This window comes from Aliivibrio sifiae, from assembly GCF_002954715.1.
In the GTDB taxonomy this organism is placed as follows: domain Bacteria; phylum Pseudomonadota; class Gammaproteobacteria; order Enterobacterales; family Vibrionaceae; genus Aliivibrio; species Aliivibrio sifiae.
Genome location: NZ_MSCP01000001.1, coordinates 574256 through 588994, shown reverse-complemented (window position 1 = coordinate 588994; position 14739 = coordinate 574256). Strand labels below are relative to the sequence as shown.

The following is a 14739-nucleotide window of genomic DNA, read 5'->3' as shown; positions in this document are numbered from 1 at the left end:
GAGAAACATCATCTTGTTTTGTATCAGATTCAAATAATGGAATGTCATCATCTTCATCTTCGTCTGCTTCAATTAACCAATCTTCATCACGAGGTGCGTCTTCTGAAAGTGTCTCTGATACTGCTACACCTTCAGTATCATCGCCACTCTTTCCCGAGGTAGTTTCTTCCTCTTCAACATCATCGCCAAGCAATTCATCTAAAAGTACTGTGCTATCTTCACCTAATTCAATTGTTTCTTCTTCGTCCTCATCAGCTAAAAGCTCATCAAGAAGCGCTGTGCTGTCTTCATCTAGTTCAATATCATTATCGTCTTCACTCAGCTCTTCATCATCACCAAGTAATTCGTCAAGTAATGCGGTACTGTCATCTTCGATGTCTAAATCAATGCTATCTTCTTCGTTATCAGATTCATCTAATAGCTCATCAAGTAACGCTGTACTATCATCTTCAATATCGAGCTCAATACTCTCTTCATCATCAGATTCCTCAAGTACTTCATCTAACAATGTAGTGGCATCTTCTTCAGGCTCTAAATTGACGCTGTCTTCGTTTTGCTCACCAAACAAAGCGGCATCAATATCATCATTATCTAACTCGATGCTTTCTCCTTTATTTGGTTCTTCATCAAGTTTATTAGTGTCTTCTATTCCTGATAATAAAGTATCAAAATCCAACTCGTCTTCTACAGAATTAGACATAGGCTCAGGCGCTAGCTTAGTTTCTTCTTTTTCGTCTAGATCCCAACCTTGATCTAATTCAGAATCTTCTGAATCATCTTCCATATCCATTGACGAGAATAGATCATCTAACATTGATTGATCGAGCTCTCCACCTTCAAGATCTTCGTTATCATCAAGTTCTGGAGCCGATTTATCTAACGCGGATAATTCTGAATCATCTATAAGCGACAAATCAAAATCATCATCTTCTTCTTCTAAATCGCTTGCTGAGAATAAATCACTGTCAAAATCATTCAGTGCTTTTTCCATTTCCTCAAGGCCTAGTGCTTTTTCTTCTGCATCAACAGTTAACGCACTTGAAGACATATCAATATCGTCATCTAAACCATCAAGGTCTAAATCAAGATCAAGCTCTTCACCAGATAACATTGAATCTAGATCATCATTGTCTTCATCATCTAACGAAGCAAATGGGTCGTCGTTATCTGACGTGCTTTTCTCTGTTTCAAACTCAGCAAATAAGTCATCATTTGAATCAGAATCATCGTCACCAAATAAGAATTCATCATCATTTAAATCACCTAAAAGGTCATCATCGTCATCTAAGCTAATTTCAGGAATATCATCATCCATATTGAAATTATCATCAGGCATGATTAGTGCTGAAGGTTGCTCTGTTGCTGCACTTTCTGAGCTCTCTTCGTCTTCTTCTTTCTTACGGCGGAATAAGAAGAAAGCAATAAGACCAGCAATTAAAGCGCCAGGGATTAGAGCAAGCAAAGCAATTAAACCAGGGCTTGAGGCTAGATTATCCATTGCACTTGGTTCTGCTTTTTTCTCAGCGGCTGCAAGTTGCTTTTGTTCATTAATGAATTTTTCGACTTCACTTCGAATTCGATCTTCATCCCCTAATGAATTTTTTAGGTTGTCGACTTCATTTTGAACTTCAGCCAATCGAACACGCAATTGGTGGTTGTTTTCTTGTAATGCAGAGAACTCTTGCTCTGTAGTTTCTAATTCAGATTTCAATTCCACAGCAGAGGCAGAAGGCGTCGCCACTTTAATGATATCTTTAGTTGGTTTTGCCTCTACTGCCGATGGTTTTACTTTATTTACCGTCGGGGCTACTTCTTTTTTAACTGAAACAGGCGCTTTCTCTGTTGTCGTAGACCTTACTGTTTTTTGAGCTGATGCATGTTGAGCTGCTTGCTTCTTTTTATGAGCGATAAGTAGCTGTTTTGCATCATCTGTATTTTCACGACGAACTTGTTCTAGTGTCGGTAATCGCAAACGGCTATTTGGCTCTAATCCATGAATATTATTATTTTCAAAGGCTTGTGGATTTAAGCGATAAATGGCAAGTAAAGTTTGTTGAACCGATGTGGTATTCGATGGGTTAACACGGCTTGCAATAGACCATAAGGTTTCATCTTCCCTTGTTGGGCCGTAAACCTTTGTCGGAGCCGTCTTTCTTTCTTTTATTACCGTTGCTGTAGTCGTTGTGGCTCTCGCTGGTTGTGATTGTGTCACGACCTGTGAACTGACTGTTTGATCCTTTCCTTCTGGGCCTACGATTTGAATTGTACCTGCGGCATTAGCAACAGAACATTGTGATGCGACGAATAAGGCTAAAGGAGTTAGCGTTTTTAACAATTTTTTGGATGCGTCAGACACTAGAGATGCCTCTTTAATAAAATGAAAAATTAATATCTGTATAACTATATCGGATAATAATAAGAAAACTGTAGCTTTTAAGTAAAAACTGTGTGGTTTATGGAAGAAAAAAGCCTTAGCTTTCACTAAGGCTTTAAATTTCAGAGTTTATAACGTCCATTTATCAACGAATAATACCCTCTTAAATTATCAAGATTAATCGCTACTGTTAGTAATAATCGCGAATTAATACTTCTGCAATTTGAACTGCATTCGTTGCAGCGCCTTTACGTACGTTATCAGCAACAACCCACATATTTAGGCCCATTGAGTGACTGATATCTTCACGAATACGAGCAACCATTACATGATCTTTACCTGTCGCATCACTTACTTGTGTTGGGTAATCATTACCATGAAATACTTCAATTCCATCCGTTTCTTCAAGTAAACGAGTCGCTTCTGCTGCATCAATAGGTGCACGAGTTTCAACATGAACCGCTTCAGCATGGCCATAGAATACAGGAACACGTACACACGTTGGGTTTACTGTAATAGTATCGTCAGCAAAAATTTTCTGCGTTTCCCACACCATTTTCATTTCTTCTTTGGTGTAGCCGTTATCCATAAACTCATCAATGTGTGGTAAGCAGTTAAATGCGATTTGTTTATCGTATGCTTTGTTCTCTGCTGGTAGGCCATTTAATAACTTAGCCGTTTGACCTGCAAGCTCATCAATACCAGCTTTGCCTGAGCCAGACACTGATTGGTATGTTGATACGTTAATTCGGTCAATACCCACAGCATCATGAATTGGTTTTAATGCAACTAACATTTGAATCGTTGAACAGTTAGGGTTCGCGATAATGTTACGGTTACGGAAATCAACAAGTGCTTCTGGGTTTACTTCAGGGATCACTAATGGAATATCGTGATCGTAACGGAAGTGTGATGTGTTATCGATAACAACAACACCTGATTCCGCTGCAATTGGTGCCCATTTTGCAGAAAGTTCACTACCTGCAGAAAATAGACCAATTTGTACTTGGCTCCAATCGAACTCTTCTACGTTTTCAACGGTTAATGTTTTACCATTAAAACGAACTGTTTTGCCTTCGCTACGTTCAGAAGCTAAAAGATATAAATTACGTACAGGAAACTTACGCTCTTGTAATACACTTATAATTGCTTCGCCAACGGCACCAGTTGCGCCAAGAATGGCAACATCAAATTCTTGAGTCATTAGACTTCCTCGATTGTAAATCCAAGTTGTTGTAACGGGGTAAGACCACAGTTTTTATCGCCAGTGATCGTGATAGCACTGTATTCTCTTCTATCCCAATAATCCTTACGCATTTTATCAAATGCGCCGACAGTTGAGATCTCTTTTCTAAATACGGCATCATCTTTTCGCACATCATAGACTAACTGAATCAAATTGTGCAGTGTTGAATGATCCCATTGCTGATTTAGTGTCACATTAGGGATTGGGGCTACTGGCAATAAACTCTGTGGATCTGCTCGTTCTTCGCGATTTAAAAACTCACAATAAGAGTTAAAGATCATCGTCGTACCACGAGCTTTCCCCTCTAAACCATAGCCTGCAATATGTGGCGTTGCAAAAGAGAGTAATGGCAATAAATCCATATCTACTTGCGGCTCAAACTCGAAAACATCTAATACCGCTTTAAAACCGTCTTGCTTTAATAGACGCTGTTTTAATGCTTGATTATCAACAACTGGCCCACGAGCTGCATTAATTAAGATTTGATTATCTCGAAGTACTGATAATTGAGTTTTATCGATAAGATGATGAGTTGGAAATTCACCATCTTGGGTAATTGGTGTATGAAGAGTAATAACGTCTGAATGTTCCAATAGCTTATCTAAAGAAACAAATGCACGAGTATCTCCTTCTTGCTCTTTAATCGGATCATTCAATAAATAAGAAATGTCTAATGCACCTAGGCATTGTGCAAGATAAGAACCAACCTGCCCCGCACCAATAATCCCAAATGTTTTATCAAAGATAGAAAAACCATGCTGCTGAGCCAATACCATAATGCAACTTAGTACGTATTCAGCAACACCTACTTTGTTACAACCAGGCGCGGCTGTAAAATAAATTCCTTTATCTTTTAATAAAACCTGATCAACATGATCCATACCTGCGGTTGCTGTACCAACAAATTTCAGTTTATTGGCTTTACTTAATAACTCCGCATTCACTTTAGTCACAGAGCGGATCATTAACGCATCAACATCAATTAAATCATCAGCAGTTAACGTTCGCCCAGACTTAGCGATAACCTCACCTAATTCACTAAAGAGATCGGCCGCATAAGGCATATTTTCATCAATCAATATTTTCATATTTTCAATACCTGTCCTTTAGGTTTATAAATTCAGTGTATCACTGCGCTCTATTAAGCAACATCAGTATCGTCATAAAAAATAGATATAAAAAAACCCAGTCAATTGAATTAACTGGGTTTTTATTACTTATGCTTTACGCAAATATTACGCTTCGTATTTCTTAATTACTAGCGTTGCGTTTGTGCCACCAAAGCCAAAGCTGTTAGACATAACAGTTGTTAGTTTTTGATCACGTTTTTCAGTAACGATATCAAGACCTTCAGCTGCAGGATCTAATGTTTCAACGTTGATGCTTGGCGCGATAAAACCGTGCTCTAGCATTAGCGTTGAGTAAATAGCTTCATGAACACCAGCGGCACCTAGTGCGTGGCCTGTCATTGCTTTAGTTGCAGAGATTGCTGGGCTGTTCGCACCAAATACTTCTTGGATAGCACCTAGCTCTTTTGCATCACCAACAGGTGTTGATGTACCGTGAGTATTCACGTAATCAACGCTGTCTACATTTTGCATTGCCATCTTCATACAACGAACTGCGCCTTCACCTGACGGTGCTACCATATCGTAGCCATCTGATGTTGCACCGTAACCTACGATTTCACCGTAGATTTTAGCGCCACGAGCAAGTGCGTGTTCAAGTTCTTCGATAACAACCATACCGCCGCCACCAGAGATAACGAAACCGTCACGATCGGCATCGTAAGTACGAGATGCTTTTTCTGGTGTGTCATTGTATTTCGATGATAGTGCGCCCATCGCATCAAACATCATCGTTAATGACCAATCTAGCTCTTCACCACCACCAGCAAACATTACGTCTTGTTTACCTAATTGGATAAGCTCTACTGCGTGACCAATACAGTGTGCTGAAGTTGCACATGCAGAACTCATCGAGTAGTTAACACCGCGAATTTTAAACGGAGTTGCAAGACATGCAGAAACCGTAGACGCCATTGTACGTGGAACCATATATGGACCAACACGCTTAACGCCTTTTTCACGCAAGATATCTACTGCATTTACTTGGTTTAGTGATGATGCACCACCAGAACCAGCAACGATACCTGTACGGTCATTTGAAACTTGATCTTCTGTTAAGCCAGAATCTGCTACTGCTTGCTCCATTGAAATGTAAGCAAACGCAGCCGCATCACCCATGAAACGCATTTTTTTGCGATCGATGTGTTCTGCAGGGTTCATTTTCAAATCGCCCCAAACATTACTGCGCAGACCCTTTTCAGCGAACTGTTCAGAGAAGTTAATACCTGATTTACCAGCTTTCAGAGACTCTAATACTTCTTCTGCATTGTTACCGATACTTGAAACAATGCCCATGCCTGTAATTACGGCTCTTTTCATGATTCTTTCCTAATAAGTCATAAATCTTGGTAGATAATAGCGAAGATAGCACAACAAAGTGGTCAGCTTTCCTATAAGTCGTTAAAATCCGACGTAGATTATCTTTAATGGTACAAATTTATGTCACGTAACCACACTTTACCACAAAACAGCATCACAAATGCAGTCCTTGATTGGAATGAGTCTGGCACGCCGGTCTCTAATGATTTTGGTGATGTCTATTTTTCTAACGATAATGGGTTAGAAGAAACACGATATGTTTTCTTGCAACAAAATCATCTACCACAAAGATGGCAAGAATATGACCAACGTCGTTTTGTTATTGGTGAAACTGGATTTGGTACAGGATTAAACTTTCTTGCCGTGTGGCAATGGTTTAAAACCTTTAGAGAACAAAATCCTGATGCTCTACTTAAAGAACTTCATTTCGTTAGTTTTGAAAAATTCCCAGTGACCAAAGCAGATTTAATTAAGGCACATCAAGCGTGGCCTGAACTGGCCGAATTAGCGGAGCAGCTACAAGAGCATTATCCTGCTGCTGTGCCTGACTGTCATCGTTTAGTACTGGAAGGTGGCATGATAACACTCGATCTCTGGTTTGGTGACATAAAAGATTGCATGCCACAAATCTGGATGGACGATAATGGTGTGATTGATGCGTGGTTCTTAGATGGCTTTGCACCAAGTAAAAACCCAGAAATGTGGAATCAAGATTTGTTTAATAATATGGCAAGCCTTGCTAAAGAAAACTGTACATGTGCGACATTTACTGCTGCGGGTTTTGTTCGACGAGGCCTTATTGAAGCTGGCTTTGAGATGAAAAAAGTCAAAGGTTTCGCCCATAAGCGTGAAATGATCGCAGGCACATTAACTGAACGTAAAACAAAAGCAAATCACGCCGTTTGGTATGCCCGTTCAACTCCTGAAAATATTACTGATGTCGCTATCATTGGTGGTGGTGTTGCCAGTGCGACACTAGCAACAACATTACTTCGTCGTGGTGTTAGCGTGACCGTATATTGCAAAGATGAAAAAGCGGCACAAGGTGCTTCAGGAAACCAACAAGGAGCGGTATATCCTTTATTAAATGAGAAATATAATTCACTGTCTCGCTTCTTTGCTCCCGGTTTTATCTTCGCTCGCCAATTTATCGACCAAGTAGCACAACAGTTCCAGTTTGATCATGATTGGTGTGGTGTAACACAGCTAAAATGGGATGATAAATCAGAAAATAAACTCAATAAAATGCTAACAGCGAATTTTCCTAATGAGTTAGTTACTGCATTTAATAAAGAAGAAACCGCTCAACATGTTGGCTTACCAATCAATATGGAAAGCGTACATTACCCTCTTGGTGGTTGGTTATGCCCAAAACAATTGACTCGTGGTCTTTTTACTCACTTATCGAAAAATCCATTATTCACTCTGAATAATAACGCTGAAGTTACTCAATTAACTCAAATGGATGATAAGCAATGGAACCTTATTCTTGGTGAGAAAATAAATAAACATCAGGCCGTGGTTGTTGCAAACGGACACCGCTTCACTGATTTTGAACAAACTAAAGACATCCCTGCAACACCCGTTCGTGGACAGGTAAGTCATATCCCTACAACAGAATCATTAAAACAATTAAAAACCGTGCTGTGTTATGACGGGTACTTAACGCCTGAAAATACTAAGCATCAAACTCACTGTATTGGCGCGAGTTATGATCGTCGTGATTTAGACTTAGCGTTTAAAGAGTCTGACCAAATTGAAAATGGCGAACGCTTACATAAATGCATCCCTAATGAAGCTTGGGTAAAAGAAGCTGATACATCAAGTAATCAAGCCCGTGTAGGTATTCGCTGTGCCAGTCGTGATCATCTGCCATTTCTTGGTAATGTGGTTCGCTTTGAAGATATGCAAGAAGAATATAAATATATCTATAAAAAACGCCACTGGTTACGTGAAGCGAAAGATATTCCTGTTTATGAAGGTTTATTCTGTATGCTGACTTTAGGTTCAAGAGGATTAAGTTCTGCACCATTATTGGCAGAGACCTTAGCATCACAGATCATGGGTGACCCAATTCCATTACCAAATTCAGTACTTGAAGGCTTGCATCCGGGGAGATTATGGGTGAGAAGATTACTGAAAGGGAAACCGTTGGATATTTAAGAGAAAGTAAGAATAGGGACTAGGTCGATCGCCAACTCCCTTTCAGGTTTCAGGGGGTTCGTTGTAAGCGATAAACTCACAGCAAACTCCCCTGAATCCTTTAAGCGAAGCGATCTGAACTCTTATCTGTTACTTAATCGAATCTGCCAAATGGCTCACCGCTAACGCAAAGTAATGCGAACGGTTCCAATCCATTAAGACTTGGTAATTATTGTAAACAAGGTAAGCACGGCCGTCTTTGTCATCGGGTTGCACCAACCATGCTTCGATATCTACATCAGGTAACGCTTTACCAGTCAGACGACGAACACCAAGTTCTTGCCATTGAGCTAACGTCTTACCTTTTTCTTCAGACAACCCTTTTAGGCTCTCTGTATCCAAAGATTCAGGTAATTGAACTTGACGACCCCAAGTATAAGTATCATCCCAGCCCACTTGTTTTAAATAATTTGCAGCTGAAGCAAATACATCTGCTTCGGTAGTCCAAATATCTTTACGCCCATCATCATTACCATCAACGGCATAAGCTAAAAACGACGTCGGCATAAATTGACACTGTCCCATTGCTCCGGCCCATGAACCTTTCATGTTTTCAGGCGTAATATGACCTTGCTGTAAAATGGTTAATGCGGCCATCGTTTGTTTTTTGAAAAATTCTTCACGGCGACCGTCATAAGCTAGCGTCGTCAATGCTTCTATCACATTATATCCACCAGTTAACTTACCAAAGTTACTTTCAACCCCCCATAATGCAACAATAAAACGAGGTTGAACGCCATACTCGTTTCCAATACGGTTCAATTCTTTATAGTGTTTTTGATATAAATCGTTTGCTTGTTTGATTTTCCACTTCGGCACAGCGCGTGGAATGTACTCATCTAACGTTAATTTTTTTTCTGGTTGATTACGATCTGATTTGACCGCTTTTTCTTTGAATGCAATATCTTTAAATGCACGCTCAAGGATTGGTTCTGAAATTCCAATTTCTCTTGCTTCATTTTTTAATTCTACAATATAATCCTGAAATTCCCCTTCTGGAGTATTTGCTGTAACTGATGTTGCCATGAGCAGACTGACTATCCCTAGCAGTAATTTTTTCTTCATTATTCACTCTCTTTTCGTGCTGCTTTATCTTTTTTATATTTTTCAAGCAAATTTTCTGGCGGTGGTGGAAGCTGTAAAAAGAAACCTTCTTCCTTTATTGCTGTTTTCACCTTTTCAACATCAACTGAAGCCAATGTTCTACCCGCTAAATTTACCACCATAACCATGGTAGGAGTACCAAACATACCCATTAGTTCTTTAGGAACAGGAGTAAAGTCATCTTTTTTCTCAATATAAAGATAAGCACCCTGTTTTTTAGTACTTTTATAAACTGAACAGAACATTTTATAACCTATTTTTGAAAGGATTGATCCTGCTCTCAACTTAACACATTCAATCAATGTCTATTTGATGAGAGCCTTGCTAAAAAGTACACTTAAGACAATAAGATAACTTGCTGTGCGGTCAAACTGACTATAACATGGTATCAGATTTGTGGTATTAAATTTATCAAGATACAGAATAGCATGACAAAAACAGCCGATTTAAAGGGCAGTAATTTCACCCTTTCAGTATTACATTTACCTAATGATGACATCGCAAAAGCCCTAAGTATGCTTGAAGAAAAAGTAGCTCAAGCACCTTCATTTTTTGCTTCTGCGCCCGTTGTTGTCAATATTGAAAATGTATCGAATGAAATTAACTTTGTTGATCTAAAATCTGGTGTCGAACGCACTGGTATGATCCCTGTTGGGATCACAGGCTGCAAAGATAAAAACAAACAGGCTCAAGCAACCGCTGCTGGTTTTGCTGTGATGACCTCTTTTACACCTCAACAAGTAACACAAAAAGCCAATATGCGACCAACGATGGTAGTAAAAACACCAATTCGTTCAGGACAACAAGTGTATGCAAAAGATGCTGATCTTGTGATTTTAAATAATGTAAGTCCTGGGGCCGAAGTTATTGCTGATGGTAGTATACATATACATGGAACCTTGCGAGGCAGAGCGATTGCTGGTGCAAGTGGACAAACAGAAGCAAAAGTATTCTGTAAAAACTTACAAGCTGAACTGATTTCCATTGCAGGTAATTATTGGTTAAGCGACCAAATTGACAAAGAGTATTGGCATCAAAATGTCATGATCACTATGGTCGAAGACCGTATTCAGATCGATACCCTCACGTTATAGCACAACAGAAAAGGAATAATAAAAATGGCACGTATTGTCGTTGTGACTTCAGGCAAGGGCGGCGTAGGTAAAACTACTTCTAGTTCTGCTATTGCATCCGGTCTTGCGCTGGCTGGCAAGAAAACTGCAGTAATCGATTTTGATATTGGTTTACGTAACCTTGATTTAATCATGGGTTGTGAGCGTCGCGTTGTTTATGATTTTGTAAATGTAATCAATGGCGAAGCAACACTAAACCAAGCATTAATTAAAGATAAGCGTGTAGGTAATTTATTTATCCTTCCAGCTTCTCAAACTCGTGATAAAGACGCACTAACTAAAGATGGTGTACGTCGAGTTCTTGATGAACTTATCGCTATGAACTTTGATTTTATTATTTGTGATTCTCCAGCGGGTATTGAAGCTGGCGCTCTTATGGCATTGTATTTTGCCGACGAAGCAATTATCACAACAAACCCTGAAGTTTCTTCTGTTCGAGATTCTGACCGCATTCTTGGTATCTTAGATTCTAAGTCTCGCCGTGCTGAAGATGCTCTTGAACCAGTAAAACAACACTTATTACTCACTCGTTACTGCCCTGCTCGTGTAAACCAAGGCGAAATGTTAAGTGTGGGTGATGTAGAAGAAATTCTAAACATTCCACTTTTAGGGGTTATCCCTGAAAGCCAATCTGTACTGAATGCATCAAATAAAGGTGTACCAGTTATTTTTGATGAAGAATCAAATGCAGGCTCTGCGTACCAAGATGCAGTAGACCGTCTGTTAGGCAAGGAAGTTTCATTCCGCTTCTTAGAAGAAGAGAAGAAAGGTATCTTTAAACGACTATTTGGAGGTTAAGCATGGCATTGCTAGAGTTTTTCAGACCACAAAAAAAAGCCACTGCTAACATAGCTAAGGAAAGGCTACAGATCATCGTTGCAGAACGTCGAAATGGCGGCCCTGCTCCTTCATATTTACCACAACTAAAAGAAGATATTCTTAAAGTGATCAGTAAATATGTAAACGTAAGTCCTGATATGGTAACGGTGTCTCTTGAACAAAAAGAAGAAGACTTATCAGTATTAGAACTGAATGTGACTCTGCCAGAAGATGACCATTAATCTCCATGATTGATATCGCATATTAAAAAGGGTGACTATCGTAGTCACCCTTTTTTAATCAACATATATGCTTGGTATTATTTCTCAAGTACCGACATAAAACGAGCCTCTAATAATTTACCACGCCACCCTTGAACAACATCTGGCTTGCATTCTGGTGCACACCCTTTTTTCCACTTCCAAGATAATAACTGGTTTAGTTGCTTTTTAGACGCTAAAAACTCAGGCATTAGACCTGATTCTTCTGAAGCTTCTTTAACTTCATCTTTTAATAACTTAAATATTTGTTTATAACCTGGGTAATCCATTAAGCGCGTAATCACTTCTGGATACTCATCAGCAGGAAGATCATCAGCTAAGTAGGTAAAACGTAATAACTTCCCACCATGACGCTGCACTTCTCTTGGGTCAAAAGCTTCTTTTAGCATTTGCTCTTTACTGCGTAAGCCAAAACGCGCTAATTTCCATAAGCTCAGCTCATGAACAACAAAATTCACCGCTAAATCACGTTTTCTTGCTTCTTCTAAACGCCATTTTGCAGCCATTTTTAAGATCGCTAATTGCTTAGGGTTCAATTGCCACGCATTCTTTATATCTCGATACGCTTGCTCTGCATCCGGTTGCTTTTCACGTTTTCTTACGGCAAGAGTCGATTCTTGGTATGCTGCGTCAGTCCACTCTGTCTGAGCTAATTCTGCTTGTAGCTTTTCAAATAATGGGAATAAGTAATGTACATCTGCTGCAGCATAGTCCAATTGCTTATCAGATAAAGGACGAGCCATCCAATCTGTGCGAGATTCTCCTTTATCAAGCTCTACGCCTAAGTAATCAGAAACAAGTTTTGCAAAACCTGTTGATAGACCATAACCTAAAAATGCCGCCATAATTTGAGTATCAATCATTGGGGTTGGCATACAACCCGCATAATGTTGAAACACTTCTAAATCTTCACCACAAGCATGAAGTACTTTAGTTACACTTTTGTCTTTCAGTAAATCCCAAAGTGGTGTTAAGTCATCAATCTCAACTGGATCTACTAGCGCCAACGTTTCACCATCAAACATTTGAATCAAACCTAAACGAGCATACAAAGTTCTCGTACGTACAAACTCAGTGTCTAACATTAAAAAAGGTTTATGACTTGCTTGCTGGCAAATCTCAGCTAAACGCTGACTGTGCGTAACGATTTCAAATTCCACGATTCTTCCTTAAGAATGAATAAGGCAAGATAGCTTAACCTCTAAAAAAACTAAGCTATCTTGTCTCTATTATTTATATTTATTATAAAAATAATGCCAGCGATCATAGGCTGGCATTATCATGTTTCTATATAGTAACTAAATTATGCATTTTCTTCTGCTTTATATTCATCTCGCAGTTCACGACGCAAAATTTTACCTACGTTTGTTTTTGGAAGATCATCTCTGAACTCAACAATACGAGGGATTTTATAACCTGTCAGGTGTTTACGGCAGTGTGCTATAAGTTCATCTTTAGTAAGGCTTGGATCACGCTTAACTACACAAATTCGAACCACTTCACCCGATGTTGGGTGTGGTTTACCGACTGCTGCAACTTCTAAGACTTTACCGTGCAGAGCAACAACATCTTCAATCTCATTTGGATATACGTTAAAACCAGAGACTAAAATCATGTCTTTCTTACGATCGACGATATGTAAGAAGCCTTCATCATCAAATTTAACGATATCACCTGTGCTTACCCAACCGTCTTCTGTGATCATATCTTTCGTTGCTTCAGAACGATTCCAGTAGCCTTTCATCACTTGAGGACCGCGCACTTGCAGCTCACCCACTTGATCATTAGCAACCACATGACCTTCTTCATCCACCATTCGAACTTCAGTTGATGGAACCGGTAGTCCAATTGAGCCATTGTATGACGTTAGGTTGTGAGGGTATGCAGCAACCAGTGGCGAACACTCAGTTAAGCCATAACCCTCTAATAAGTAACAACCAGTATGCTGCTGCCATTTCTCAGCAACGGCACGTTGCACGGCCATTCCACCACCTACAGATAGGCGAAGGTTACTGAAATCTAACTCATGAAAATCTTCGTTGTTCACTAGAGCATTAAACAGCGTATTTACGCCAGTAATTGCAGTAAATGGGTATTTCTGTAGTTCTTTAATGAAACCAGGGATATCACGTGGATTCGTGATTAATAGGTTGCGACCACCCATTTCAATAAACAATAAGCAGTTTACGGTTAATGCAAATACATGATAAAGAGGCAAAGCCGTTACAATCAGCTCACGACCTTCAGTTAGAACTGGACCGTAAGCGCCTTTCGCCTGCATTACGTTAGCAATCATATTACGGTGAGTCAGCATTGCGCCTTTTGCTACGCCTGTAGTACCGCCAGTGTATTGCAGAAAGGCTAAGTCTTGGCTATCAATAAATGGCTTAATGTACTGCATTCTACGACCTTTACGTAATGCATTACGCATTGATGTCGCATCTGGCAGGTCATATTTTGGCACCATTTTTTTCACGTACTTAACAACGAAGTTAACAATTGTGCCTTTTGCACGAGGAAGTTGTTCACCTAAGTTAGTTAGAATTACATGTTTTACTGGCGTATTATCTACAATCTCTTCTAGCGTACTAGCAAAGTTTGACACAATAACAATTGCCGCAGCACCTGAGTCTGTTAATTGATGCTCTAACTCTCGCGGAGTATAAAGTGGGTTAACATTTACCGCTACCATACCTGCACGCAGCACACCAAATAATGCAATTGGGTATTGCAGTAGGTTTGGCATCATTAAAGCAACGCGATCGCCTTTTTTCAGTTTCAGTTCATTTTGTAAATAAGCAGCAAAAGCACGACTGCGCTCTTCTAACTTACGAAATGTCATTACTGAACCCATATTAATAAATGCTGGTTGATCGGCATATTTATGAACCGATTGCTCAAACATATCAACTAACGAGCTGTATTGATCAGGGTTTATTTCTGCTGGTACGTCTTCTGGGTAACGTGAAAGCCAAACTTTATCCACGCTTTTCTCCTATTCTATATGCGACTTATTGCTCTTTTAGCAATAGTTCAAAACAGTGATCATTATCACTTTTACGAGTAGACTATTTACTCTACAAGTATAGTCAACTAATTTTATTATCAATTCTCCATTCGGTTGTTATTTAAC

The 14739-nt window shown here is 39.4% G+C and carries 12 protein-coding genes; 4 read left to right on the top strand and 8 right to left on the bottom strand.

Features of this window, described 5'->3' with window-relative positions; translation table 11 throughout:
* The 4 genes from BTO23_RS02645 to fabB form a co-directional block, all read right to left on the bottom strand.
* Positions 1-2356, bottom strand: a 2356-nt coding sequence (locus BTO23_RS02645) for a FimV/HubP family polar landmark protein (RefSeq protein WP_281260236.1), incomplete at its 3' end; no start/stop codon positions are given.
* A 208-nt stretch (positions 2357-2564) separates the two neighbouring features.
* Complete coding sequence (locus BTO23_RS02640) at positions 2565-3578, bottom strand: aspartate-semialdehyde dehydrogenase (RefSeq protein WP_061002867.1); 1014 nt, start codon at positions 3576-3578, stop codon at positions 2565-2567.
* Positions 3578-4708 carry a 4-phosphoerythronate dehydrogenase gene (locus BTO23_RS02635; protein ID WP_105062887.1) on the bottom strand — a complete coding sequence of 377 codons (1131 nt, stop codon included), beginning with the start codon at positions 4706-4708 and terminating at the stop codon, positions 3578-3580. Before BTO23_RS02635 ends, BTO23_RS02640 begins: the two co-directional genes overlap by 1 nt.
* Before the next feature lie 147 nt (positions 4709-4855).
* On the bottom strand, positions 4856-6067 hold the full coding sequence (fabB, locus tag BTO23_RS02630; protein ID WP_060991413.1) for a beta-ketoacyl-ACP synthase I: 1212 nt from the start codon (positions 6065-6067) through the stop codon (positions 4856-4858).
* 120 nt (positions 6068-6187) lie between these two features.
* On the opposite strand from fabB, the gene mnmC reads away from it, so the two are divergent.
* On the top strand, positions 6188-8230 hold the full coding sequence (mnmC, locus tag BTO23_RS02625) for a bifunctional tRNA (5-methylaminomethyl-2-thiouridine)(34)-methyltransferase MnmC2/FAD-dependent 5-carboxymethylaminomethyl-2-thiouridine(34) oxidoreductase MnmC1 (RefSeq protein ID WP_060991414.1): 2043 nt from the start codon (positions 6188-6190) through the stop codon (positions 8228-8230).
* 129 nt (positions 8231-8359) lie between these two features.
* Here the strand turns inward: mnmC and BTO23_RS02620 are convergent, their stop codons facing one another.
* Both BTO23_RS02620 and BTO23_RS02615 read right to left on the bottom strand, forming a co-directional pair.
* Positions 8360-9334 carry a lytic murein transglycosylase gene (locus BTO23_RS02620; RefSeq protein ID WP_060991415.1) on the bottom strand — a complete coding sequence of 325 codons (975 nt, stop codon included), beginning with the start codon at positions 9332-9334 and terminating at the stop codon, positions 8360-8362.
* The gene (locus BTO23_RS02615) at positions 9334-9618 is read right to left on the bottom strand and encodes a YcgL domain-containing protein (protein WP_060991416.1); all 285 of its coding nucleotides are present in this window, start codon (positions 9616-9618) and stop codon (positions 9334-9336) included. The genes BTO23_RS02620 and BTO23_RS02615 overlap by 1 nt, the downstream gene beginning before the upstream one ends.
* Positions 9619-9801: 183 nt before the next feature.
* Between BTO23_RS02615 and minC the strand changes: the two genes are divergently transcribed.
* From minC to minE, 3 genes are read left to right on the top strand one after another with little or no spacing between them, the layout of a single operon-like run.
* Positions 9802-10467 (top strand): septum site-determining protein MinC, encoded by a 666-nt coding sequence (minC, locus tag BTO23_RS02610; protein ID WP_060991417.1) that lies wholly within the window; start codon positions 9802-9804, stop codon positions 10465-10467.
* Positions 10468-10491: 24 nt separating this feature from the next.
* Entirely contained in the window at positions 10492-11304 is an 813-nt protein-coding gene (minD, locus tag BTO23_RS02605; protein ID WP_060991418.1) for a septum site-determining protein MinD, read from the top strand.
* A 2-nt stretch (positions 11305-11306) separates the two neighbouring features.
* Complete coding sequence (gene minE / locus BTO23_RS02600; protein ID WP_060991419.1) at positions 11307-11567, top strand: cell division topological specificity factor MinE; 261 nt, start codon at positions 11307-11309, stop codon at positions 11565-11567.
* A gap of 77 nt (positions 11568-11644) precedes the next feature.
* On the opposite strand, the gene rnd is transcribed toward minE, so the two are convergent.
* Together rnd and fadD are read right to left on the bottom strand one after the other, a co-directional pair.
* Positions 11645-12766, bottom strand: coding sequence for a ribonuclease D (gene rnd / locus BTO23_RS02595; RefSeq protein WP_061030141.1), 1122 nt, complete (start codon positions 12764-12766; stop codon positions 11645-11647).
* A 143-nt stretch (positions 12767-12909) separates the two neighbouring features.
* Positions 12910-14592 (bottom strand): long-chain-fatty-acid--CoA ligase FadD, encoded by a 1683-nt coding sequence (fadD, locus tag BTO23_RS02590; RefSeq protein WP_105062886.1) that lies wholly within the window; start codon positions 14590-14592, stop codon positions 12910-12912.
* Between the last annotated feature and the right edge of the window lie 147 nt (positions 14593-14739).

Coding starts and splice junctions, on each gene's coding strand:
- BTO23_RS02640 (WP_061002867.1), bottom strand. CDS start 3,578: ATGACTCAAGAATTTGATGTTGCCATTCTTGGCGCAACTGGTGCCGTT.
- BTO23_RS02635 (WP_105062887.1), bottom strand. CDS start 4,708: ATGAAAATATTGATTGATGAAAATATGCCTTATGCGGCCGATCTCTTT.
- fabB (WP_060991413.1), bottom strand. CDS start 6,067: ATGAAAAGAGCCGTAATTACAGGCATGGGCATTGTTTCAAGTATCGGT.
- mnmC (WP_060991414.1), top strand. CDS start 6,188: ATGTCACGTAACCACACTTTACCACAAAACAGCATCACAAATGCAGTC.
- BTO23_RS02620 (WP_060991415.1), bottom strand. CDS start 9,334: ATGAAGAAAAAATTACTGCTAGGGATAGTCAGTCTGCTCATGGCAACA.
- BTO23_RS02615 (WP_060991416.1), bottom strand. CDS start 9,618: ATGTTCTGTTCAGTTTATAAAAGTACTAAAAAACAGGGTGCTTATCTT.
- minC (WP_060991417.1), top strand. CDS start 9,802: ATGACAAAAACAGCCGATTTAAAGGGCAGTAATTTCACCCTTTCAGTA.
- minD (WP_060991418.1), top strand. CDS start 10,492: ATGGCACGTATTGTCGTTGTGACTTCAGGCAAGGGCGGCGTAGGTAAA.
- minE (WP_060991419.1), top strand. CDS start 11,307: ATGGCATTGCTAGAGTTTTTCAGACCACAAAAAAAAGCCACTGCTAAC.